Source organism: Polymorphospora sp. NPDC050346 (assembly GCF_040655695.1).
In the GTDB taxonomy this organism is placed as follows: domain Bacteria; phylum Actinomycetota; class Actinomycetes; order Mycobacteriales; family Micromonosporaceae; genus Polymorphospora; species Polymorphospora lycopeni.
Window position 1 is genome coordinate 262338 of the sequence record NZ_JBFAKM010000003.1, and the last position, 22310, is coordinate 284647.

17 protein-coding genes are annotated in these 22310 nt (G+C 67.0%); 8 read left to right on the forward strand and 9 right to left on the reverse strand.

Annotation, left to right across the window (positions count from 1 at the left end):
• Positions 1 to 143: 143 nt before the first annotated feature.
• From AB0I42_RS05515 to AB0I42_RS05525, 3 genes are all read right to left on the reverse strand, one after another.
• Complete coding sequence (locus AB0I42_RS05515) at positions 144 to 2030, reverse strand: CocE/NonD family hydrolase (protein ID WP_357534459.1); 1887 nt, start codon at positions 2028 to 2030, stop codon at positions 144 to 146.
• Between the two features lie 511 nt (positions 2031 to 2541).
• Complete coding sequence (locus AB0I42_RS05520; protein ID WP_357534461.1) at positions 2542 to 3255, reverse strand: response regulator transcription factor; 714 nt, start codon at positions 3253 to 3255, stop codon at positions 2542 to 2544.
• A gap of 845 nt (positions 3256 to 4100) precedes the next feature.
• Positions 4101 to 4433, reverse strand: a complete 333-nt coding sequence (locus tag AB0I42_RS05525) for a YciI family protein (RefSeq protein ID WP_357534463.1) — start codon at positions 4431 to 4433, stop codon at positions 4101 to 4103.
• A 633-nt stretch (positions 4434 to 5066) separates the two neighbouring features.
• Between AB0I42_RS05525 and AB0I42_RS05530 the strand changes: the two genes are divergently transcribed.
• Positions 5067 to 5924 (forward strand): alpha/beta hydrolase, encoded by an 858-nt coding sequence (locus tag AB0I42_RS05530; protein WP_357534465.1) that lies wholly within the window; start codon positions 5067 to 5069, stop codon positions 5922 to 5924.
• 209 nt (positions 5925 to 6133) lie between these two features.
• The gene (locus tag AB0I42_RS05535) at positions 6134 to 6688 is read left to right on the forward strand and encodes an ABATE domain-containing protein (protein ID WP_357534467.1); all 555 of its coding nucleotides are present in this window, start codon (positions 6134 to 6136) and stop codon (positions 6686 to 6688) included.
• Between the two features lie 98 nt (positions 6689 to 6786).
• Here AB0I42_RS05535 and AB0I42_RS05540 read toward each other — a convergent pair whose 3' ends face one another.
• The 4 genes from AB0I42_RS05540 to AB0I42_RS05555 all read right to left on the reverse strand — a co-directional run bounded on the left by AB0I42_RS05540 (position 6787) and on the right by AB0I42_RS05555 (position 9498).
• Entirely contained in the window at positions 6787 to 7128 is a 342-nt protein-coding gene (locus tag AB0I42_RS05540) for a hypothetical protein (RefSeq protein WP_357534468.1), read from the reverse strand.
• Positions 7129 to 7475: 347 nt separating this feature from the next.
• Positions 7476 to 8351, reverse strand: a complete 876-nt coding sequence (locus AB0I42_RS05545; protein ID WP_357534470.1) for an alpha/beta hydrolase — start codon at positions 8349 to 8351, stop codon at positions 7476 to 7478.
• Positions 8348 to 8500: a hypothetical protein gene (locus AB0I42_RS05550; protein WP_357534472.1), complete on the reverse strand. Its 153-nt coding sequence runs from the start codon at positions 8498 to 8500 to the stop codon at positions 8348 to 8350. Before AB0I42_RS05550 ends, AB0I42_RS05545 begins: the two co-directional genes overlap by 4 nt.
• Before the next feature lie 362 nt (positions 8501 to 8862).
• Complete coding sequence (locus tag AB0I42_RS05555; RefSeq protein ID WP_357534473.1) at positions 8863 to 9498, reverse strand: ABATE domain-containing protein; 636 nt, start codon at positions 9496 to 9498, stop codon at positions 8863 to 8865.
• Positions 9499 to 9589: 91 nt separating this feature from the next.
• On the opposite strand from AB0I42_RS05555, the gene AB0I42_RS05560 reads away from it, so the two are divergent.
• The 3 genes from AB0I42_RS05560 (at position 9590) to AB0I42_RS05570 (ending at position 12414) form a co-directional block, all read left to right on the forward strand.
• A complete protein-coding gene (locus AB0I42_RS05560) occupies positions 9590 to 10336 on the forward strand; it encodes a metallophosphoesterase (RefSeq protein WP_357534474.1) in 747 nt (248 codons plus the stop codon).
• Positions 10337 to 10338: 2 nt separating this feature from the next.
• A complete protein-coding gene (locus AB0I42_RS05565; protein ID WP_357534475.1) occupies positions 10339 to 10986 on the forward strand; it encodes a LysE family translocator in 648 nt (215 codons plus the stop codon).
• 915 nt (positions 10987 to 11901) lie between these two features.
• Positions 11902 to 12414, forward strand: a complete 513-nt coding sequence (locus AB0I42_RS05570; protein ID WP_357534476.1) for a hypothetical protein — start codon at positions 11902 to 11904, stop codon at positions 12412 to 12414.
• Between the two features lie 1204 nt (positions 12415 to 13618).
• Here AB0I42_RS05570 and AB0I42_RS05575 read toward each other — a convergent pair.
• Complete coding sequence (locus AB0I42_RS05575; protein ID WP_357534477.1) at positions 13619 to 13963, reverse strand: hypothetical protein; 345 nt, start codon at positions 13961 to 13963, stop codon at positions 13619 to 13621.
• 800 nt (positions 13964 to 14763) lie between these two features.
• Here AB0I42_RS05575 and AB0I42_RS05580 point away from each other — a divergent pair.
• A complete protein-coding gene (locus AB0I42_RS05580; RefSeq protein WP_357534478.1) occupies positions 14764 to 15276 on the forward strand; it encodes an IS30 family transposase in 513 nt (170 codons plus the stop codon).
• Between the two features lie 318 nt (positions 15277 to 15594).
• Here AB0I42_RS05580 and AB0I42_RS05585 read toward each other — a convergent pair whose 3' ends face one another.
• The gene (locus tag AB0I42_RS05585) at positions 15595 to 17694 is read right to left on the reverse strand and encodes a cellulase family glycosylhydrolase (RefSeq protein ID WP_357534479.1); all 2100 of its coding nucleotides are present in this window, start codon (positions 17692 to 17694) and stop codon (positions 15595 to 15597) included.
• Between the two features lie 496 nt (positions 17695 to 18190).
• Here AB0I42_RS05585 and AB0I42_RS05590 point away from each other — a divergent pair, with 496 nt between their 5' ends.
• Both AB0I42_RS05590 and AB0I42_RS05595 read left to right on the forward strand, forming a co-directional pair.
• The gene (locus AB0I42_RS05590) at positions 18191 to 19177 is read left to right on the forward strand and encodes a LacI family DNA-binding transcriptional regulator (RefSeq protein WP_357534481.1); all 987 of its coding nucleotides are present in this window, start codon (positions 18191 to 18193) and stop codon (positions 19175 to 19177) included.
• A gap of 598 nt (positions 19178 to 19775) precedes the next feature.
• Positions 19776 to 22190, forward strand: a complete 2415-nt coding sequence (locus AB0I42_RS05595; RefSeq protein ID WP_357534483.1) for a carbohydrate-binding module family 20 domain-containing protein — start codon at positions 19776 to 19778, stop codon at positions 22188 to 22190.
• Positions 22191 to 22310: the final 120 nt, after the last annotated feature.

Genomic DNA, 22310 nt, shown 5'->3' on the forward strand with positions numbered 1-22310 from the left:
CTGTCACGACCGCTCTCAAGTGCCACCGTACGATGCGCGCCGTGGTGCTGGTCGCGGTAGGTCCATCACCCGGCAGAAGAGTCCCTCACCAGGCCATAGGCCTGGTGAGGGACCGACTGCTGTCTACAGGAGACGTTGCCTGGTCAGAAGCCCAGGGCGTCCTTACCCCCGACCACCGGAAGCACCAGGGTGCTGCCGTTGAGGTACACGGTGATCTGGCTGCCGACAGCGCCCGCGTCACGTGCCGGCCGGTTCGACGTCGGGTTCGCGTTGTAGTTGCCGGTGATGACGAGGCCGATCCGGTGCCCGGCCGGGATGACGTGCTCGGAGGGGAGCGTCGTCCACCGTACGTTGTAGTTCTTGCCGGGCGTCAGCGCCTCGCTCCGGCGGAGGTCCGAGGACTTCTTGGCGTCGATGTGGCCCCAGGCCAGGACCCGCTCGGGCGTGATCGCGACGCTCGCCTCCATCGGCGCGGCGCAGCCGGTCCGGCTGGCCAGGTCCTCGGGCTCGCAGGACTCATGGATCACCTCCAGCGGTTCCTTGCCCGCCACGGTGACGGTCGGGCCCGCGCCGTAGTCGACGAGTAGGGCCGAGAGCAACGCGGTCTCGCCGGTCGTCGACATCCGGACCTCCACCTTGGGCGTACCGGAGATGCGCAGGTCGTTCTCGAGCGGCGGGGTCACGAAGGCGAGCCTGCCGGACTTGGCCTGCTCGGCGTTGCCGACCTTGACGGCCTGCGACTCGATCTGGTCGACGAAGCTCTGCGTGGGGTTGCCGCCGGCGTTGTCGAACGACAGCGTTCCCGCCGCGTCCGCCGTGGCCGGGCCGAAGCGCAGGTTGACGTCCTTGGCGCTGGCGTCGGGCCAGGTCGAGTGGGTCTCCCAGGTGCCGTCGGGCCGCTGGATGTCCGCCATCGGCTCATCCATGATCCCGTTCGGAATGTCGTGCAGCCAGTGGTCCATCCACCGGTGCATGACCGACTGCCACTCGGTGAGCCGGAAGCTGGTCGGGTTGACGTGTGCGCCGCGGTGAATCCAGATCTTGCGCGGCATCTGGCGCTTCTCGACCTCGTGCCACAGGTCGGCGAAGTGCATGGTCTTGACGTTGTAGTCGGTGAGGCCGTGCACCATGAACACGGACGTGTTGGCCGTCTTGATCTTGTTTGCATCCGGCAGGTAGTTCCGCTCCTGCCAAAACGGCGTGAAGGCGGAGGCGCTGGCCACCTCGGCATCACCGACCGCGGTGATGACCGACTCACAGGCCGGTGCCGATACTGCGCCCGGCAGCACCCGGCCGACCGAGACGTAGTCCGCGAGCCACTCGGTGTACCGGTGGTTGACGTTCTCGCTCCAGGTCGACCAGGCGATCCCCTGGTCGTTCACGTACTTGTACCAGCTGGAGATCGCGGCGATCGGCACCACCGTCCGCAGGCCCGGGACGCCTTCTGTGGCGACCGCGTTGGGGAGCGTGCCGACGTACGAGACACCCTGCATGCCCACGTTGCCGGTGCTCCAGTCGGCGACCGCCGGGCTTCCGTCGTGGTAGAAGGCCGGGGCGCGGCCGTTGAGCCAGTCGACCGCCGCCTTGATGCTGATCGTGTCCTCGACGCCGCCGGTGGTCGGGCAGCCGAACGACCGCGAGGTGCCCTGCATCTCGACCTGGACGACGGCATAGCCGCGGGGGACGAAGTACTCGTCCCACCAGCCGGCGAAGCCGCGCGTCTTGTCCGGCGGGGGGTTCGTCAAGGCGCGACCGAAGTACGGGCTGGCCTCCATGATGGTCGGCACCCGCAGGCCAGCCTCGGTCTCCGCCGGCCGGATCACGTCGACTGCGATCAGGTCCCGACGGCCGTCGCCGTCACTGTCCATCGGCGCCTCAACGTAGACGACCTCCTGGATCGCGTCGCCGTACGAGAACACCGGTTGGGTCACACCGTTCTCGATCACGATCCCGGGTGCGTCCGCCGTGGCGCCTGCCACCGCGGGCACCCCCATGACCGTCACCCCGATGACCGTTCCAACGGCGACCATTCGCCGTACAAGATTCATATCTCCACCTCCGTCTAACTGACTATGGGCAAGTCAACAAGGGCCCGGGCCGCCGAGCGGTCAAACTTGAGGGAGTTCAGAGCTTTGCGTCAGATCGCAACTACCCACAGCAACCGGCACAGCGTCGGCCCGCACGACCCGGACAACGGAGGGTGATCACGCCCAGGATCTCGGGCCTACCGAGACCGTCGACGCGTACGACTGTCGACGGAACCACGATATGCCCATATGTCCATATGTCCGGCAGGGACAGTCAGCTGCTAGTTCCTTACCTTTCGGCATGGCGCGAAGGCGTGGCGAGCACGTCCTGAGCGATGGACGCGGTTGCCTGCTGGGCAATGACGGCGGACAGCCGGTACCCCGCGCCTGGTCAACAGACACCCTCCCGCCGGCGCCCCCGGAGACCGCATTGGAGGCATTCGGCACGGCGAGGACCCATTCCATCAGCAGCGCCAGCGAGACGAGACAAGCCAAGCCGCTTTCGCCAGGCGGCTCAGGCAACCTCGGAGGGCAGGACGGGAAGCGTCAGCCGGTAGCCGACGCCGCGGACGGTCTCGATGAGGCCGGGCACGGCAAGTTTCTGCCGCAGCGACGCGACGTGTACCTCCAGTGTGCGTCCCGCGCCTCCCCAGGCGGTGCCCCACACCCCACTCATGATCTGCTCCCGGCGGAACACCACGCCCGGACGGCGGGCAAGCAACGCCAACAGGTCGAACTCCTTGGCGGTCAAGTGGATCCTTCGTCCATCCACCATGACGACGCGCGACTCGGTGTTCAGGCTCACCGGTCCGAACACACGCGGGTCAGCACCGGCTGCCGAGGCCGGGGTAACCCCACCGGCGTACGTCGCCGTGCCCGCGCGCCGGGTGACCGCATGGATCCGGGCCACCAGTTCGGCAACGTTGTACGGCTTGACGATGCAGTCGTCGGCACCAAGATTCAGCCCGTGCACGCGCGAACGCCAGTCCGCCCAAGGAGTGACGACGATGATCGGCACATTCGACATTTTCCGGATCTGCGTGCACACCTTGAAACCATCGCAGCCCGGTAGGCCCAGATCGAGCAGAACAGCGTCGGGACCGTCAGCGACGAGCTCCAACGCCTGTTCACCGGTGCGGGCGCAGGCGACCTCCAGGCCATGCTGGGCCAGAACGGTACGCAGGGCGCCCATCACCCTGCTGTCGTCCTCAACAACTAACAGCTTCATCGGAACTCTTCACCGACAGGCGGTACCCCGTCCGCACGGATGCGTCTCGCCGGTGCCGCCGCGGCTCGCACCAACGGTCCCGCTGATGCGGGGGCGTGACTGTCGTTGAACACCGGTTCCCTGGCGTTGTGCCGGTCTCGCCATCCCGGGGTAGCCACGGAGAAGTAGCGGCCCCCGATCGCATTCGCGTGGAGACTGCTCCCACACGTACCCGACGAAGACGCCCGAGGCGACGATGCTTCACAGTCGACACCTCATTCTTCGTCAAGATCATTAGAACGCCGATGTCTTTATACTGGAGCGCACTGCCGGTGTCCAGGTCCGGCGCGAGCTGCGCACCCGCCGCGACAGCGGGCTTCACGGATTTACGACCTTGCGCACAGCAGGACGCCGGGCGCCGGCCGGCCTGGTCGATGATCTGTGGGCGTCGGTCCGTTGGGCGCGTCGGGTCTTCAGCCATCACGCATTTACCGGATTCTCCGGCAATCACCTGAATTTGCTGCGGTCGGAGTCGTATCCGTTGTGGATCACCGGGCATGAGGGACGGCTGCACGCCCGACGCGGTGGGCACCGGCAGCGGAAGGCAGGTGCCGGCCGACCGCCGGGTGCTGGGCTCAGCCTCCCTGGCTGGCTACAGCCCTCGCTATTGCGCACCAGGCCGTTGTAGGACGAGTTGGCGCGGCGCGGCGATATGACGGATGTACTGGGCTCCACTGGCATGGCTACAACTGGCCACAGCACAGCCTGATCCCGCCGGCAGAAAGTAGCGTGCGTGACAGTAGAGGCCGCCGGCGCCACCACGTAGAGCTGCACGCTCATGCCGACGCACGTGCATTGGCCCGAGCCTACGGCGACTCGCGCAACGGCCAGATCTCGACGACACCCTGCGCGACCGCGCATGGCGTTTTCGACACGAGTTGGATGGCCTCCTCCATCGTCGCGGCTTCGATGACGGCGAACCCAGCCACCGGGAGAGCAGAGGACATGAAGGCTTCGTGCACCACGGTCACTCCAGCCCCGTCGTGGTTTCGCACCTGCACGGCAGCGCCGGCGATCCCCATATCAACTCCCGCCGCACGCAAGTGCGCGTCATGCGCGTGCGCCTCATCACGTACTGCCGCGTCGGTGCGGTCGTAGCCGTCTTGGTCGCCGTATCCAATGGTCACGAACTTGGCCATAGCGGGTCCCTTCTCTGGTGCGTCGTCTTCTTCGCGACGGTCAGGCAGCCGGCCCGCGCCAAGCGGTCGCGAGACATGGCCACAGAGCTTGCCAAGCCTGGCCTTGCCTGAGCCGACGCAGCCGATTGCGGATTGCAACCAGTTCGCTGAACGTAACGTAGTCTGCTTTCAGTAGGCAACCAGTCAGTCGAGAGGGTTGAGCGACCGTCGCGGTCCGCTTGAAGGGACACCCCTACTGGCCAAGCACCTCAATGTTTGTCGGGGACTCGTGGTGGATCTTCTCGTAGGTGTCGGGGCTGACGTTACGGAGTCGGCTGTGTCGGCGGCGGGGTTGTAGACCAGTTCGGTCTTCAAGGTGGCGAAGACCATCCCGTCATCCCCGCCATCGGTGCCGCCATCGCAGAGATCGCTCTGCTGTTGTGGGTCTGGGATGTCGCCGTCCAGTCACGCCAGAGACGCCAGCGCAGAGCCCACCATCTCCGGGGGGTGAACCGGTCCCACGATTCATTGGTAACCGTTTTAGCCATCTAGTGGGGTTACTGTTGAGATCACGCGTCAGCAAGTCGAGAGGAATCCGCTGTGAAGCACGTAGCCAAGACGAGGCATCGGTACCGGGACGTGGAGGGTTTGCGGGTGCGCTACCGCGAAGCCGGGGCATATTCGTCGACTGCTGTCGTTCTGCTGCATGGAGCCCCGAGCTCGTCCTACTCCTTCCGCGAGGTGCTCCCGACCTTGGGTGAACATGCCTACGTGGTCGCGCCTGACATCCCAGGCTTCGGATTCTCCGACGCCCCGCCGGTCGAAGAGTACGAGTACACCTACGAGGGCCTGTCCCAGGTGATAGAGGCGTTGCTCGACGGCCATGGTGTGGAGCGGTACATCGTGTTCGTGACGGACTACAGCACACCGGTGGGCTACTTCCTGGCCACCCGGCACCCCGAGCGGGTGCTGGGCCTGGTGGTGCAGAACGGCAACGCGCACGAAGCCGGCTTGGGTGAGGCATGGGACTCGGGTCGCCGGTACTGGGCCGAGCCGACCGAGGAGAACAGGGCCGCCCTGCCGGACTGGTTGACCTTCGAGGGCACGAGGGACACCTACTTGGGCGGCTTGCCCGCGGAGGTCGCAGAGCTGCATCCGCCGGAGTCGTGGCATCTGGACTGGGAGCGCTTGTCGCGGCCTGGCAGCACCGACGTGTACTTCCAGTTCTTCTACGACTACCGCAAGCACGTGGCACGCTTCGGCGAGATCGCCGAGTACCACTCCACCTACCAGCCGCCCTGCCTGCTGCTGTGGGGCCGGCACGACCCGACCTTCGACATCGCCGAGGTACTCGCCTACCACCAGGCGTTGACCACGTTCGAGGCGCACATCTTCGACGCCGGACACTTCCTGTTAGAGACCCACGCCGCCGAGGTCGCCGACCTGCTCGTCACCTTCACCCGCAACGTCCTCGACCGCGCAGGGGCGGCCGCAGGAACGCGCCGACTCTGACGGTCAAGCCGCTCAGACCCGCAACGTGGGGCGACTTCGAGACGGTCATGGGCACTCGGGGCGGTGCTCGTGGTTGCTGGTGAACCCGGGTCCGGGGGCGGCCCGTACGCCTGTCCGCCCAGCCGGCGGATCGGCTTTCCCTGCCCTGCTCCGCAGGGGTTCCGTTTCCTCCCTGGCCTGAAGGCCGGAGTATCCACGGAAGGATTCCGATGACCGCCACCACTGAATGGGTCGAGGACCACTTCATCGCCGGCAACCTCGCACTCGACTTCGCCAACACCGTCTACCGCCGCTGGCCCGACCCGGGCCCAGACCTGTTCACCGACACCGACGCACTGGCCAACTGGCTCACCCGGACACGGCTGCTCGCAGACGGCGGCTCCGGCGTGACCAACGCGGCGCTAGAGGATGCTCGCGCGTTACGAGCGCTACTGTGGACGGTCTTCGATGCGCACAAGGACGGTCACACCATCCCCGCAGATGCCTTTGCAGGTCTGCTGGACACGGCCCGCCGCTCCATCGCAGACCTGGCCGTTCACCCTGACGGGTCAACTACTTCGCGCGATGCACACGGTGCGTTCGCAGTTGTGGCGCTGAGGACTATCACGCTCGCGCTCGATCCACCGCCGCAGGGCGTGCGCGCCTGCGAGCGGTGCGGCTGGTTCTTCATCGACTCATCCTGCGGCCGCAGGCGCCGCTGGTGCAGCATGAAGACCTGCGGCAACCAGGCCAAAGCCGCCCGCTACCGCTCCACCCATCCATGATGAGCACGTGCCTTACCCGTCACCCACTGCCACGCCCGTTTCGGCTATCCGCTGGCGAGGGGCGGTTCCTCTTGACCACATTCCGCCCATTTGAGCGCCTACGCCAGGACCTGTTGCAGGAAGGGTCGGTGTTCGGCCGTCCAACGGTGGGCCGCTCGAACCTCGTCGACCGCACCCGAGGCGCGCAGCCGTACCATCGCCGGCTCACCCGCGTCCGCCGCGGCCGCGAATCCCCGCCAGCAGCGGTCCTGCCACCACAGGATCGTCTCGACCAGAGCCGCCCTGTCCAGCAGTCCGTATGCATCGGCGATCAGCCGCACCCGCCCGGCCGCCTCGGCGACATTCGCCCGAGGACCCAGACCGGCGTACTGCCAACACACGTGGGCGACGTCGTGTACGCGGGCTCCGGGTGCCGCGAGGTCCCAGTCGATGAACGCCACGGGGTGGCAGCGCCGATCGCCGCCCCTGCGCCCATCCTGCTCCCAACGAAACGCTCAGCACCTCTTCGGCCTCGTACCGACCACTCCCCCCACGCCTGCCCCTCCAAGGCTGTCCCTCTCGCACGTAGTCGGCCGGGAGGCCGCCAAAACGAGGCCCAATCGTGCGGTTTCGTGTTGGCTTGCCCAGTCGAACTCTTGCCGCGTCGGCGGGTTTGCTCCGGCACGCTGGCAGGCGAGCGATGCAACCTTCGTGGCATGTCGTAGCAGATCGTCGAGCGTTTCCGCCCGACGGCCTGATCTGGGTCGGCAGTCTGCGGGGCCGGATACGGCACCCCCGGGTGGCCGCTTCATTCCCTGGCGTCGCCGGTCAGGAACCGCTGGATGGTCTCGGCGTACCCGGTGGGGATGTGGCCCGTGTCGGGCAGAAGGGTGACGACCGCCCCGGGGACCAGATGACGCAGTCGGCGGGCGCTGTGGTGGGAGTTCAGTATCCGGTCCTTTTCGCCGGCGATGAACAGCAGCGGGACATCCAGGCCGCGCAACCGATCGTCGTTGAAGACCGGCAGCCGGTCGCGCCGGGGCCGGTAGCTCTTGTGGACGAGCCACAGGTAGTCGTCGAGGGCCTTCAAGGTGGCGGCTATGGTCCCCAAGACCGGGGCCCCGGCGGGGCCGAGTACGTACCGCATCCCCGCACGCTGACCGCGTGTGCCGAACGGCATGAGGAACAGCGACGCGATGATCGCGCCGTACCTCTGGCGCCCGATGCCGGCGGGCACGAGTAGTGCGAGCTTCGTGACCCGCTCCGGTCGACGCAGGGCATAGTCGAGCGCCAGCCATCCGCCCAGTGACGCGCCCACGACCGCCGCCTGGGTGACGCCGAGCCCGTCCCACACATCGTCGAGCCACGTTGCGTAGGCGTCGGAGTTGAGAGACGGCCGGGAAGGTGCGCTCAGGCCGGGCTCGCCGATGACGTCGACGCAGTACACCCGGTGCGACCGCGCCCAACTCTCCACATCGCCCAGCCAGGCCGCCGAGTTGAAGCCGGCACCGTGCAGAAGGACGATCGGCGGGGCGTGTTCGTCGCCGCAGGCGACGACGAACGTGTCGCCCTGGCGGGTGGGAAGCACCGACTCCGTCGACGGAACGGGCCAGTCGTCCAGGAACACCCGGTAGCGCGCCTCGACCATGCGACGCGCGTCGTCGGAGCGGTAGATCGAGGTCACCACTTCACCTCCGCGAACCTGCTGACAAGGCTGACCACCGTGTTCTCGGCGCTGCCGACGGCCACGAACCCCTGTAGCGGCGTTGCGGTCTCGAACCGTACGGAGGTGTGGGCCACGCAGGCGGCCACGTCCTCGGGGAGGGAGAACACCGTCACTAACACCTGCCGAAGTATGACCCAAACATCCCTACGAGACAACCCAGAAGGTCCTATAGGGATGTTTAGGGAACCTCTTCCCGTCGCACTCTTCCATGTCAGACGCAGAGCGAACGAGCTGCCGATCGGACCGGAGCCGCACGCTCCACCAACCCTTCGCCAAGGTCCACTCACCGCCGCGGGCGTGCCGACCATGAGTTCAACCAGTCACCGGAGGGTGTCCCTATGGGGTTTCGTCAAGCGGTCGTGAGGGCCGGGGCTGCGGTTGGTGGGCGGTAGGGCGTCTTGTTTCGGAGCACGGCGAACAGGACGTCGTACCGCTACCTAACGCGGGCATGATCAACGGGTCGATCCGATTATTGCGGAGGTGGCTCGGCTGAGGCGGCTGATGGGTTCGCCGCGTGGCGCTGGTAGTGCCGGGACACACGGGCGCGGTTGCCGCAGGACGGCTTGCACCACGCCTGGCGCGGATGTTCCTTGACGAAGTAACGCACGCAGCGTGGCGCCGGGCAGGCGAGCAGTTGGGTCCGGGCCGGGCTGGCGAGGAACTCGATCGCGGCCCGGGCTAGCCCTGCAGTGACTCGCAGTCGGGCATCGGCCGGCGCGCAGCGCCAGGCGACTGTCGGCGTCGACCCGTCCGGCCAGCCCAGCACGGGCCGGACCGGCAGCCGGCCGGCGGCCTCATTGAGTTGATCGATGGCGTCCGGCACGGGAAGCAGTGTCGCGGAGTCGGCCCGGCTCGGTGGCCCGGGGCGGACCGCATGCGCGAACAGGGTACGCACGGCGCGTCGCACCGCGACCACGTCAAGGCGGAGTTGCCCGTCGGGCGTGCCGGCGTACGGCTCGGGCTCGGCGGCGTACTCCCGCAGCGGTTCGGCGTGCTCCCGGAGCCAGGTTGTCAGTCCGGCGACGTCGGCGAGGTCGTCGGCGACGCCGCCGTTGCCGTCGTGCCGGATGGTGCTGGCCAGGGCGAGCGCGAGCTGCTGTGACATCGGGTCTCCTCTGGTACCTGCTTGACTTGCCCGGCCTGATCGAGTGTAGCCTCCCTAATGTTTTGGACGGAGACAACCATTAGGGGACGTCTTGCTCGTCATCGCGCACCTCAGTGACACGCACCTCGACAGCCATCCCCGCTCGGCCGAACGGACCGCCCGGGTGATGGACTACCTGCACGCCCTGCCACGACCGGTTGACGCGATCCTGATCAGCGGAGACATCGCCGATCACGGCGAGGTGACCGAGTACCGGACCGCCGCGAAGCTCTTCGCGTCTCCACTGCCGGTCATGGTCTGTCCCGGTAACCACGATGTCCGCGACGCGTACCGCAAGGGCCTACTCGGTGACGAGGGCGGCGGCAGCGGCCCGATCAACACCCGGTACGACGTCGCCGGCGCGGTCTTCCTGCTCGCAGACTCGTCGATTCCCGGCGAGAACGACGGTCACCTCGACGCGGAGACCATGGACTGGCTCGCCTATCAACTCGGCTCGGTGGCGGCCGGCAGACCGGTCTTCGTCTCCTTCCACCACCCGCCGGTCGAACTGCACCACCCCGTCGTCGATTCGATGCGGCTGTTCCCCACCGAGCCGCTGGCCGAACTGCTGGCCGCCCATCCGCAGGTCGTCGCGGTGCTGACCGGGCACTTTCACACCGCCGCCGCGAGCACCTTCGCCGGCCGACCACTTCGGATCGCGCCCGGTGTCATCTCCACACTCCGGCTGCCCTGGGAGGGTGACGGACCGCTGGTCGACCTGCGACAGCCGCCCGGGGTGGCGTTCCACGTCTACGACGACGCGGGGCTGCTGACCACCCACTACCGGGTAGTGGCCTGAGGATGAAGGGGATCTCCGTACTCGGCTTCCTGGTCGCCCTCGCGCCGATCACCATGACGCCGGGGACCAGCCTGACCCTGGTCGTATCACGGGTCGCCGCCGGTGGGCACCGGCAAGGTTGGTGGGTGATCCTCGGTACGGTCACCGGGATCTACGTGCACGCGACTCTCGCAGCCGTCGGCCTCGCCGCGCTGGTGCTGCGCTCGTCGCAGGCGTTCTGGATTGTGAAGCTGGTCGGCGCGGGCTATCTGGTCGGGCTCGGCCTGTGGCTGCTCTGGTCGGCGACCCGTCGCCGGCACCCGACCGACTCGGCCACGCTGGACCTGTCCACCCGCCGGCCTCGGCGGCTGCCGTGGCGCGGTCACCACCCGTACCTCCAAGGGTTGCTCGGCAATGTGCTCAATCCCAAGGCTGCCGCCGTGTATCTGACCCTTGCCCCGCAGTTCCTTGACTCTCACGGCTCGGTGCTGAATCCGATGCTGGTGCTGGCCTCGGCGCACGCGGTGCTGCACACCTGCTGGCTTGCCGGCTGGACCGTTGTCTCGGGCGCGGCGGCCCGGCTGCTGCGTACCCTCCGGGCGCGTAGGGCGCTCGACCGGCTGACCGGCACGATCCTGGTCGGTCTCGGTATCCGCGCCGCAGCAGGTTGAGGGCCGACCAACTGCCGCCTGCTCCACAACGACGGTCGCCCCGGGCCGCTTCGGCGTCGGCAGCAACGGCTCCAGCACCGCCCACTGCACAACGGTCAGGTCGAACCGCCCGTCGCCGCTAGGGTATCCACGAGGCCTCCGGCTTTGAGTCCATCAGACGGAAATGCGGACAACTGGTTCGCCGAGCGGGCCTGAAGAAAGGGGCCAGTGGCAAAGTTGACACCGCACTCCAGACCGACTCAACTAGTCCGGATTAGTGGATACGCTCTTGGCGTTGGTCGTCGGTGACCACTACCTCGCGCCCATATATTGCGAGTTGACCACCGGGACGAACCCAGACCTCTGCGGGCGTCCCGTCACTATTGACACATTCCACATCTACCCAACGACCGAGATCTATCGAAATTTCTCGCCCATAGGGCTCCGTGACCAAGGCGTACGGTTCCGCATTGTCCGGATCTACGAAGAGCCGGAACCTAACGCCATCCGAAACCCTTGTCCGGGTTGACCTTTCATTACTAGCCCTCCACGCAGCCGTCCCCTCACGAGTGAGGCCGGTCTCTTCGAGCCGTCCATGCGTCACGGTCTGCCGATAGTGATTTACCCCTTGAAGGCCAGCGCCCCAGACATCTCGACCGAAGCACCACGATTGGCGTACTCCAGATCTTTCTATACTTAATCGACGGCCGAAAAGTCCGCCACCGCTCGATTACGACTCGAACCTCCCGCCGCATCGCCACGTGGGCAGTTGTGAACGAGTGCCGGCGTAACGCCAGCGAGCAAGTAGCCATGGATACTCACATAACGCAGGGCGGAGACAGTGGCGACCTCAGCGCGGCGCGAAATTGAGAAATGTCGGATGGAGAGATCTACATACTCCAGTCGCGCACCTTCCGAGCACGCTAGGAGCTTCGATTGCAACATCCTAAGCACAACGACACCATGGTGGCGCGACAGCCTCGACTACGGCTCGATCACGGAACTCGGCTTTTAATTGCAGTAGCAGCAACTGTCGCATGCACGAGCTGCTCGTCCGGCCCGGCCAGCATCTCGACGGCCGCGACAACCCCCACACTATTCGTCCACGATGTACGCGGCAGCGGCACCACCGCCGAGATCAACGGCTATCTCCGCTATCTCAGCGACCTAGATTGCTTTGTGCTGGAATCTGGACCTGAAGTCGAAGGCCTGGCCCGCCAGGTGGCAGTATGGCCGCCAGGCACCAAGGTTTGGCGCAGGGACGGGCAGGTGGCCGGGGTCGAAGTGCCCGACACAGGGAAGATTCCGCTCGGCGGCCGCATCGTCGGCAGCGGTGGATACGCCAACGCAAATAATGGCTTTGCCGAGAACTTGCCCGACGTATCGCCGGAGTGCCTGACCAGCGGTGGCGAATTTGCACTGATGCACAAGATCTCTAAAGTCACCTGACAATAGCGCCTTCTCCCGCGATCAGGGCACCCAGCAAGCGCGTCCCGCGGGGTGCCCGCGTCACAGGCGCGGGTCCACAGCGAACTCGTTGTCACGACGCTGAATTCGCTGTGGACCGCGGTCGGCGAGCCGGTTCAAGACGGGGCCAATGGCGCTGGACGACCGGCCGGGCAACACCTTGCCGATGTCGGTGATGGAAGGGCGCGGCGCGGTTTGTCCGCGAGGGGGGCGCCCACGGGCCAGAACATTGGGCGCGGCTTGGCCCTCGGCTTGGCGGGGTCGGTGGGGATGGTCACCGGGCATCCCCAGCGTTGAAGCCGGGCGGCGCGCAACCGAAACCTGCCGACCCGGGTGCCTCACGTCGCCACTGTCCTGGCCGGACGTTGGCGGCCGTCCAGCGGGCGTCGGTCGTGGCGTGAGTGTGTCTCGTATGGCACGGAATGCTCCTTCGGCGTTGAGAAGCCGCCGCGCACCCTCCCAGGAGGGGCGGTAGCTGCCACTGCAGGCGAGAAACAGCCCACGTTGCCATGCGACGGCTACGTGGAGCGGCATTTAGGCCGGGCGCCTACCGTTCGGCGTCGCGGTTGGATCGGGAACAGCACCGGCCCCGGATTGAGCCGGAGCGGGCGTACCGGCTGCGACGCAAGGCACCGCGGGCGGTGCCATCGTCCTGGGAGGCCAAGGCTGCAGCGGCGGTGTGACGGGCGTAGCCTGCCGGCCGTTGGCGAGGCCCCGGCACGACGATCCGGTCGGGACCTGGTGACGACCGATGATGTCAGTACTTACGGCGATGCCGGTCCACCGACGAAGCCACTTTGGTGGAAACTGCTGTGGATAACCAATCCGGTGGGGTGGCGCAGACCACCAGCGTCAGCAGAGGCCAGGGCTGATCCGGGGTCACGCGGCTACCGGAGCCCGACGGTGAGCGCAGCCGTTCACGTGCCTGTCTGAGCTCAGTGTTCGGCCAGCGCCTGCCCTTGGTTCTCGGTCACGGCCCATCCCGCCAGCCCAACGCTGGCAAGGCGCCTGGCGATTGTCCCACTTCGGCGGGCGACCTGGCTTCCTCCCCTTGGGCAGCAGCGGTTCCAGTGCCGCCCACTGCACGACGGTCAGGTCGTGCCGCATCGCCGCCGGTATGGTGGCCAGGAGGTCTCCGGTTCCAGTTCTTCTTGGTCGTTGAACGGTCTACCGGAGACCTCGTCGTTCATCGGCCATAGACATGCTGAGCCACGGCCGTGGACACCGTCACGTCCAGCCAGTCAGGCGGGATGCCCACCGCTGCACAGTCGGAGATGTCGAGGTTCGTGACGAACCTGCCGGTCGGGTCGAGGCTGACCTCACCCACTACATCGCCGGCTGTCTCGAGCCAAAGCATCTGCGAGCCCGACGACCCGGCTGGGGCGGTCAGGACGAACCGGCACCCAGGCCTGCAGTCACAGCGGCCGTGGAACTGCTGACCCAGCAACGACGCCGCGAGCTCAGGCTCATTCATGCCGACCAGGATCGCGGCCACGATCTCGGTTGCCCGGGGATACACTTCGAGCAACATGGCGCGTCGGGATCACGCTCACCGCGGCCTTGAAGTGCGAACGCTGACACGGACACAGCGTAATCCGCGACTCATCAAACGAACGACCGACTTCTGAACAGGGCTCAGGCCAGGCCAGGCCAGGGCGGGACGCGGTGTCTCGGTGGCCGGAGCTTCCGCCTCAACCATGTCGGCTCAAGGCGTCCCCGTCGAGGCCGTAGTCCTGGTCAGCGGCAGATCCGGTTGGACGGTATCAAGACGTGGGGTGCGGCAATGTGGGGGACAATGCGCCGATGGATAATCACCGGCGTTGCCGTCTCTCCGTGATAGACGGCGAGGTGGAGCTTGCTGGTCCGCCCGATGCCCTCCGCACCCTCGGTCGGCTGCTACGCCAGAGTGCCGAACCCATTGCGGTAGCGGTCACCGGTGGGGTCGTCGCTCAAGAGCACACTGCCGGTCCGCTGCTTGTCAGTCTGCGAGGCGAGGCGACTCTGCATTTCTCAGGTGGTCACGACTACCTTGGCATCATCTGGGACGCACTCGATGGTGTACCCGAGCAAGCCGAGGCTGTCGACGAACGCGCCGTCAATCGCCATCAGCACATCGAGTACCTCCCTGGGGACGGCTACCGGTCGCCAGACTCCGTGCCCTTGGTGGTCGTGGCCGACTGGCCAGTCGCGCCATAGCGAACTGGTCGCCTGTCTGCGCACCGGTCGTGCTTTGCGCGTGCCGCGTGCCGCGTGCTCGGGCCGGGCGGCGCCGCGACGGCATGGTCACGCCTGAGGTGGTGATCAGCGAACGGCCCGCCGAGGCAGACGACCGTGCCATCCCCGGGGCACTGGGAGGGAGACCTCATCATCGGGCTGGACCGGTCTGCGATCGGTACGTTGGTGGAGCGCACCACCCGTTTTACGATGCTGCCGCATGGAAGGGTTCGGCGTCGAGCCGCGTGTGAAAAACGGCCCGGCACTGGCCGGTCACGGCGCCGCGACGATCACCAGCCTGCCGGATCAACTGCGGCGGACACTGACTGGGACCGCGGCAAGGAACTCGCCCAGCACGCACAGCTGACCGCCGACACCGGCGTCCAGGTCTACTTCGCCGACCCGCACAGCCCATGGCAGCGCGGCACCAACGAGAACACCATCTGCCTGCTACGCCAGCGCTTCCTCAAGGGCACCGCCCTGGCCCGCTGGAACCGCGACGACCTCGACGCCATAGCCGCCACCCTCAACAAACGACCACGTAAGACACTCGGCTGGAAGACACCGGCCGAAGCCATGAACGAACAGCTACTCGCCATCCAAAGCACCGGTGATGCGACGACGGGTTGAATCCGGGAAGGGCACCCAACCCGCGTTTCCGCAGGTCAGACACCTTCCGATCTTGTGCGCCCGAATAGACTCGAACCCTGGCCTAGGGTGTTGTCGTGCGGGTGGTGCCAGCATCGGCCTGGTGCCAGGCCGATGCTGGCACCCGCAGCGGGACTGTCTCGCGAACGGAGACCTCTCTGACGCCAACGCCTTGACACAGAGAGGTGCCGTTAAATCCACAGACCCCCCGCAGCCCCGTTCAGGTCGACGCGGCGCGTCCGTTTCACCGTGTCCTGGGAGTTGCGGGTTGGGCCGGCTGCCGCGGCAGCCGTCTGCTCGTCAGCCGGTGCTGCCGGCTACGGTGTTGCCGGTCTTCGTGACATGGTAGGTGGTCTGTGCTCCGCTCCAGAAGTGGAACGTGAGGGTGACGCGGACTCCGTCGTCGACCTCGCTGAAGAACTCGGGTTTGACGATGATGGTGTTGCCGGCGTAGTCCGGCTGGAAGTGGGTCCAGAACTCCTTGTACGAGGTCCAGTCCGCCGGTCCGGCGTTGCTGCCGTCGGCGTACCTGGCTTCCATGGTCGCGAGTTGGTCGCCGCGGAACTGTGTCGGGATGGGGAAGGCCGCGGTTGTGCCAGTGGCGGCAGCGTGGGTCGGTGGGTCGTGGCTGACGATGCTGATCGGCCACGGCACGCCGTGGGAGAAGTGGGCCTCGATGGTGGCGTTCACTCCGTAGGCCCGGTTGCCCACCAGCCGTGTGACGGCTGCCGGCGTGAGGGTCAGCGTGTTGCCGGACACGGTGTAGTCGCTGCCGACGGCCAACTCGGTGCTGCCCTGTCGTAGGCCTCGGAACGTGGTGCCGTTCGGGTTGAGCACGAGGGTCTTACTGGTGATCGCGCCGTCGCGGCGTACGTGAACCAGGTCGGACGAGGCGGTGCCGGAGCGTGTGGTCCAGCTTGCCTTCATCATCTCGTACACGCCTTGGTCGCGCCATCGCAGTTCGTTGCGGTTCAGAAACTGGCCGGCGTCCCACAGCATGGTGGTGAGTTGCCTCGTGCGGGCGTGGTGGCCGACGGCCTCGAGGAACTTCAGGAACTCGCCACGTTCGATGACGCCCGGGCGGTTGTGGTCGTAGTTGAGGAGCGCCCACTCGCCGATGATCACGGGGATTCCCCGGGACACGAATGTGTCGTACGCCCGGTCGAAGATGCCGATCAGGTCCTGTTCGACGGTGGCGTCGTACCGGGTGCCGCCGGCGATGTTGACGCTGAACGGCCAGAACCCGTAGAAGTGGATCGTCGCGGCGAGGTTGGGGTCATCGAGCTGGTCGAGGGTGCTCACCAGGGCGTCCAGCCGGCCCTGGTCGGCGTTGGTGTGCAGGGTGGGCAGCACCAGTAGCCGGGTGGCGTTGTTGGCGCCGGACCGGCGTACGAGGTGCACGAATTCGGCGTTGAGTTCGTGCAGTACCTCGTAGTTCTCCTCGTCGCCGGAGGTGCCGGCGAACTGCGGCTCGTTGATGCTCTCGAACACCAGCTTCGAGGAGTGGTCGCGGAATGTCCCGGCGATCTGGGTCCACAGTGCCGTGTACCGGTTCATCACGGTCGTACGGTCGCCGGGGTATCCGTTGATCCACTGCCAGGAATCGTGATGCAGGTTGATCATCACGTAGAAGCCCTCGGCGAGGGACCAGTCGACGACCTCGCGGATGCGGTTCATCCAGGCCGCGTCGATGGTGTAGGCGGGTGCCGGGCCGTGGTGGTTGCTCCACGTCACCGGGATCCGGATGCTGTTGTAACCCTGGGACCGTACGTGCTGCAGCAGAGCGCGGGTCGTGCGCGGGTTGCCCCAGGCGGTCTCGTCGGGAATGGCGTCGAAGGTGTTGCCCAGGTTCCAGCCGGGCTCCATCGCCGCCACCGTCGCCATTGCGTCGTCCGGCTGCGGCGACGTCGACGGGGATACCGAGGGCGAGGGGCTGGGGGTGTGGGAGGCGGTCGGTGTCGGCGTGCCACCGACGCTTCCGGTGCAGGGGAGGCCGTTGAGTGCGAAGGTGGCCGGTGCCGGGTTGTCGTTCGACCATGCCCCGTTGAAACCGAAGGAGACCGTCGTGTTCGTGGCGATGGCCGCGTTGTAGTTCAGGTTCGTGGCGGTGAACTGGCTGCCGGACGAGGTGACCGTCGCGTTCCAGGCTTGGGTGACCCGCTGGCCGGACGGGAACGTCCATGCCAGGTTCCAGCCGCTGATCGGGGCGCCGAGGTTCGTCACGCCCACGTTGGCGGTGAATCCGCCCGGCCATTGAGTCGAGACCGTGTAGGTCACCCGGCAGCCTGTCGCCGCCTGGGCGCTACTGGTCACCATCATCCCGAGTACCAGCAGCGTGGCCGCGGCGCCGGCGACCATTCCCACCCGTAGCCGGGATCGTCGTATGTTTTGCAGGATCATCAGACCTGTCCTTGCCGTAGTGGAATCTTGTCCTGTCGGGAGCTGCTCACGGGGCTCGCGCCGTCGGGAACGAGGACGTGGAGGTCCAGCCTTGTGGCGATGGCGTTCGTGATGACGGCGCGACGGTGTCACGGGTGGTGAGGGGATCCCTCGCGTGATCGCGCGTAGGGGCGAATCGGTGTTCGCGGATGCTGCCCATGTCCCCGCGAGCGCTGCATGGCTCCCGCAGCGATAGAAACTTTCTCGGCTGGCGAAGAAAGTTTCGAGGCCAGAGATTACGCATCCATTGGATGTCCGTCAATGGCTGGCAGCGATGGTCGAGCACCGGCCCGCTTGAGTCCCGGCGGCGAGGTCGATATCGTCGACCTTCATTGTGTTCGGGTGTCTCGTACGCAGTCGGTATACATGCCTGGAAAGGGGCGGCACGTTGTCCCACACCGGGTCGGGCGAACCGGTCGCCGAGCACGGCCGCGTCCTCGACGACCAGGCCAGGCCGGTGACCATCGCCTACATCGCGCAATCCGCCGGCGTGTCGGTCCCGACCGTTTCCAAGGTCATCAACGGTCGCTTCGGGGTGGCCGCGGACACTCGCCTCCGCGTCCAGGCGGTGCTCAACCGGTACGGTTACCGCAAGTCGAGCCCGGCCCGGCGCAGCAACATGATAGAACTCGTTTTCGACGAGCTGACGCACATGTGGGGGATCGAGGTCATCCGCGGGGTCGAGCAGGTGGCGCGCGAACATCGGCTCGGGGTCGTCCTCACCGAGTTCGGACCGCAGCGCGGCGCGATCCGGTACTGGATCGACGACACCCTCGCCCGCCGTCCGGACTGTGTCGTGACGGTCGCCCAACTCACCGACGACGAGCGAAACCAGCTACGTGCCCAGGGGATCCCGTTCGTGGTCTTCGACCCCACCGTCGAACTGCCGGACGACGTTCCCTTTGTGGGCGCCACGAACTGGAACGGTGGCCGGTCGGCCACCCGTCACCTGATCGACCTCGGGCATCGCCGCATCGCCATCATCGCCGGGCCCGAGCTGGTTCTGTGCTGCCAGGCCCGGTTGGACGGCTACCGGTCCGCCACCGAGGCGGCGGGCCTGCGGGTGGATGCCGAGTTCGTCGTGCGTGCCCCCCTGACCCAGGAGGGTGGCTACGCGGCAGCGCTTGCCCTGCTCCGACGCCCGGAGCGCCCGACCGCGATCTTCGCCAGCAATGACCTGCAGGCGCTGGGCGTGTATCAGGCCGCGCGCACGATCGGGCTGTGTATCCCGGCGGACCTGAGCGTGGTCGGCTTCGACGACCTGCCCATCGCCGCCTTGGTCGATCCGCCGATGACCACCATCCACCAGCCACTGACCGAGATGGCGGTGGCCGCGGCCGAGTTGGCGCTTGCTCTCGGCCGCGGAGGGGAGGTCCGGCAGGCCGGCGTCGAACTGGCGACCACGCTCACGGTTCGCCAGAGCACCGCCCCTCCCGCTGGCTGACGCCACAGGCGGCGGTGCTGGGCCAGGGCGCGGAGCGGCCAACTGCGCCGCTCCACCCCGCACAGGCCGCGGCCAGCACGGCGATGACATCCAGCGCCCGAGCTGTCGCCGACGTGCGCAAACCGGCCCCTGGTGGCGCAGGATTGCAAGAGCGTGAAAGGTTTGGATGGGCTTGCGGGCCGCAGGAGAGGTTCTGGCGGCCACCGCCACGCGTACCTCCCTGGGCGACGGCCCGGCAGGCCCGCACTGCCCAGGTCAGTGCGGGGTGTGGACGCGATCGCTGTGCGAGTTGGGCAATTGTCGCAGGTCGGGCTGGGCATGCTGTGGCGCCGCCTCGGAGCAGCGCCGGCCACAGGGCAGGGCTCCGCCGTGATCACACGGTGGCATCCGTCTGGCACGGCGGGCGGCCATCTTGATGTGAGACCGCGCTCGTCTCACATCGTGGCCACCGCAGGCGGGTGAGGGCCAGTTTGCGAGCACGTTTCTGAAATGTTGCCGCAAGCTCTTGCATATCTTGCAATGCATAGAGCATCCTCGTCGTCATTCGGATGGCCATCCACCCCCGCACCCACCCTCTCCCCCGAAGGTAGGTCCATCCATGCACGCCCCGAAGTCGTCGGTGCGCGGCCGTATCGGTCGCCTACTGCTTGCCGCCGCGCTCGTCGCGACCGGTGGAACAGTCGCGGCTGCCACCACCGCCACGCCCGCCGGTGCCGCCGTCCCACTCAACGACAGCGAGGTGACGGCCAACCTGTGGCAATGGAACTGGCCGTCCGTCGCGACCGCCTGCACCAACCATCTCGGTCCGGCCGGATACGGCGCGGTCCAGGTGGCCCCGCCGCAGGAGTCGGTCAGCCTCCCGAACAGCGCCGACGGCGTACACCCCTGGTACGAGGTGTACCAGCCGGTGTCGTACCGGCTGGAGAGCCGGTTCGGTAACCGGCAGCAGTTCGCCGCCATGGTCACCGCTTGCCACAACGCCGGGGTACGGGTCTACGTCGACGCGGTGGTCAACCACATGGCCGGGACGAACAACCCGGGCGGAACGCGTGGGTACGCCGGCACCCAGTTCTCCGGCTACAGCTACCCGGCGGTGCCCTACGGCAACGACGACTTCCACCGGCCGGGCAACAACTGCCCGACCAACGGCGCGATCAACGACTGGAACAACGAGGCGCAGGTAACGAGCTGCGAACTACTGTCGCTGGCCGACCTCTACACCGAGAAGGACAGCGTCCGTACCAAGATCGCCGCCTACCTGAACGACCTGATCGGTCTCGGCGTCGACGGGTTCCGGGTGGATGCGGTCAAGCACATCAGGAAGGACGACTTCGCCGCCATCCTGGGCAAGCTCAACAACACCGTCGCCGAGGGCAAGCGGCCGTACGTCGCCCAAGAGATCTTCGACGGCGCCAGCAACGACGCCCTCAAGGCACGGGCCTTCATCGGCAACGGCGACGTCCTCGACTTCGCCTACGCCAAGGGCATCAGGTCCGCGTTCCAGGGCTCCATCTCCGCCCTGGCGAACATTCCGAACTGGAACCTCGACGCGCCCGGCGCCAACGTCTTCTCCATGGTCACCAACCACGATCTCGAACGCGACGGCGTCGTCCTGTCCTACAAGAACGGCACCGACTACGTCCTGGCCAACTACTTCGCGCTGGCCTACCCGCACGGCAAACCCTCCGTGTTCGACAGCTTCTCCTGGAACAACCGCAACCAGTCCCCGCCGCACAACGGCAGCGGATACGTCACCGACACCGTCTGCGGCGGCGCCTGGAACTGCCTGAGCCAGAGCACCGGCATCAAGGGCATGGTCGGCTGGGCCAACGCCGCCAGGTCCGTCAAGACCGTCTCCAACTTCACCACCGTCAACAGCAACGTCATCGGCTTCCACCGGGGCAACCGGGCCTGGATCGGCATCAACGACTCCGGAAGCCCGGTCACCCACACCTTCGTCACCGGCCTCGCCGACGGCGACTACTGCGATGTCATCTCCGGCGGTGCCGGCGGGTCCGGCTGCACCGGAACCCGGATCACCGTCGCCGGCGGCCGGGCCACCGTCACCATCCCGGCCAACAACGCGGTCGCCGCCCACGTCAACGCCCGGCCCGCCCCCGGCGTCACCGTCAGCACCACGTTCACCGCCACCGCCTCCCTGCAGGCCGGCCAGACCCTGCACCTGGTCGGCAACACCGCCGCCCTCGGCGGCGGCAACACCGCCAACTCCGTTCCACTGACCGGCAACGGCAGCACGTGGACCGCCACCGCCAACCTGCCGGCCACCACCACGGTCTCCTACCGCTACCTGGTCAAGACCGGCTCGACCGTGACCGGACAGGAAGCAACCGACCGGACCTTCACCACCCCGGCCAGCGGCACCGCGACCCGAAACGACACGTACGTGCCAGGCCCCGTCACCGACGCCATCGCCACCACCTTCACCGTCGCCGCCGCCAGTGGCCAGGACGTCTACGTGGTCGGCAGCATCCCCGCCCTCGGCTCCTGGAACCCGGCCGACGCGGTCAAGCTGCCCCAGGACGGCAGCGTCTTCCGGGGCGTCGTCGACCTGCCGAAGTCCACGGCGGTGGAGTACAAGTTCATCAAGAAGACCACCGCAGGCGTCGCGACCTGGGAGTCCGGAGCCAATCGGACCCTCACCACCCCGGCAAGCGGCACCCACGCCGTCACCGAGACCTTCCGGGGCGACACCGTCACCTCGGAGGTCGCCGTCTCCTTCAACGCCAACGCCACCACCCAGTACGGCCAGAATGTCTACGTGGTCGGCAGCATCGCCGCCCTCGGCTCCTGGAACCCGGCCAACGCCGTCCCGCTCTCGTCGGCCAGCTACCCCGTGTGGCGGGCGACCGTGAACCTTCCGCCCAACACCGCGGTCGAGTACAAGTACCTCAAGAAGAACCCCGACGGGTCGGTCACCTGGGAGAGCGGCGGTAACCGTCAGCTCGCCACCCCGCCCGCCGGCACCCACACCAACAACGACACCTGGAAGTAGATCCTCAAGCGTCATGGTGGTTGGCCCCCGCACCGCGGAGGCCAACCACCATGCCTTTTCCGCTCCACGCCCCTGCGGGCGTTGCGCACGGCGATACCACGGCGGTGAGTCTCGGCCCGC

Excerpts from the sequence above, each read along its gene's own strand:
- AB0I42_RS05565 (WP_357534475.1), top strand. The coding sequence starts at position 10,339 with ATGAAGGGGATCTCCGTACTCGGCTTCCTGGTCGCCCTCGCGCCGATC.
- AB0I42_RS05585 (WP_357534479.1), bottom strand. The coding sequence starts at position 17,694 with ATGATCCTGCAAAACATACGACGATCCCGGCTACGGGTGGGAATGGTC.
- AB0I42_RS05535 (WP_357534467.1), top strand. The coding sequence starts at position 6,134 with ATGACCGCCACCACTGAATGGGTCGAGGACCACTTCATCGCCGGCAAC.
- AB0I42_RS05515 (WP_357534459.1), bottom strand. The coding sequence starts at position 2,030 with ATGGTCGCCGTTGGAACGGTCATCGGGGTGACGGTCATGGGGGTGCCC.
- AB0I42_RS05555 (WP_357534473.1), bottom strand. The coding sequence starts at position 9,498 with ATGTCACAGCAGCTCGCGCTCGCCCTGGCCAGCACCATCCGGCACGAC.
- AB0I42_RS05525 (WP_357534463.1), bottom strand. The coding sequence starts at position 4,433 with ATGGCCAAGTTCGTGACCATTGGATACGGCGACCAAGACGGCTACGAC.
- AB0I42_RS05520 (WP_357534461.1), bottom strand. The coding sequence starts at position 3,255 with ATGAAGCTGTTAGTTGTTGAGGACGACAGCAGGGTGATGGGCGCCCTG.
- AB0I42_RS05595 (WP_357534483.1), top strand. The coding sequence starts at position 19,776 with ATGCACGCCCCGAAGTCGTCGGTGCGCGGCCGTATCGGTCGCCTACTG.
- AB0I42_RS05575 (WP_357534477.1), bottom strand. The coding sequence starts at position 13,963 with ATGTTGCTCGAAGTGTATCCCCGGGCAACCGAGATCGTGGCCGCGATC.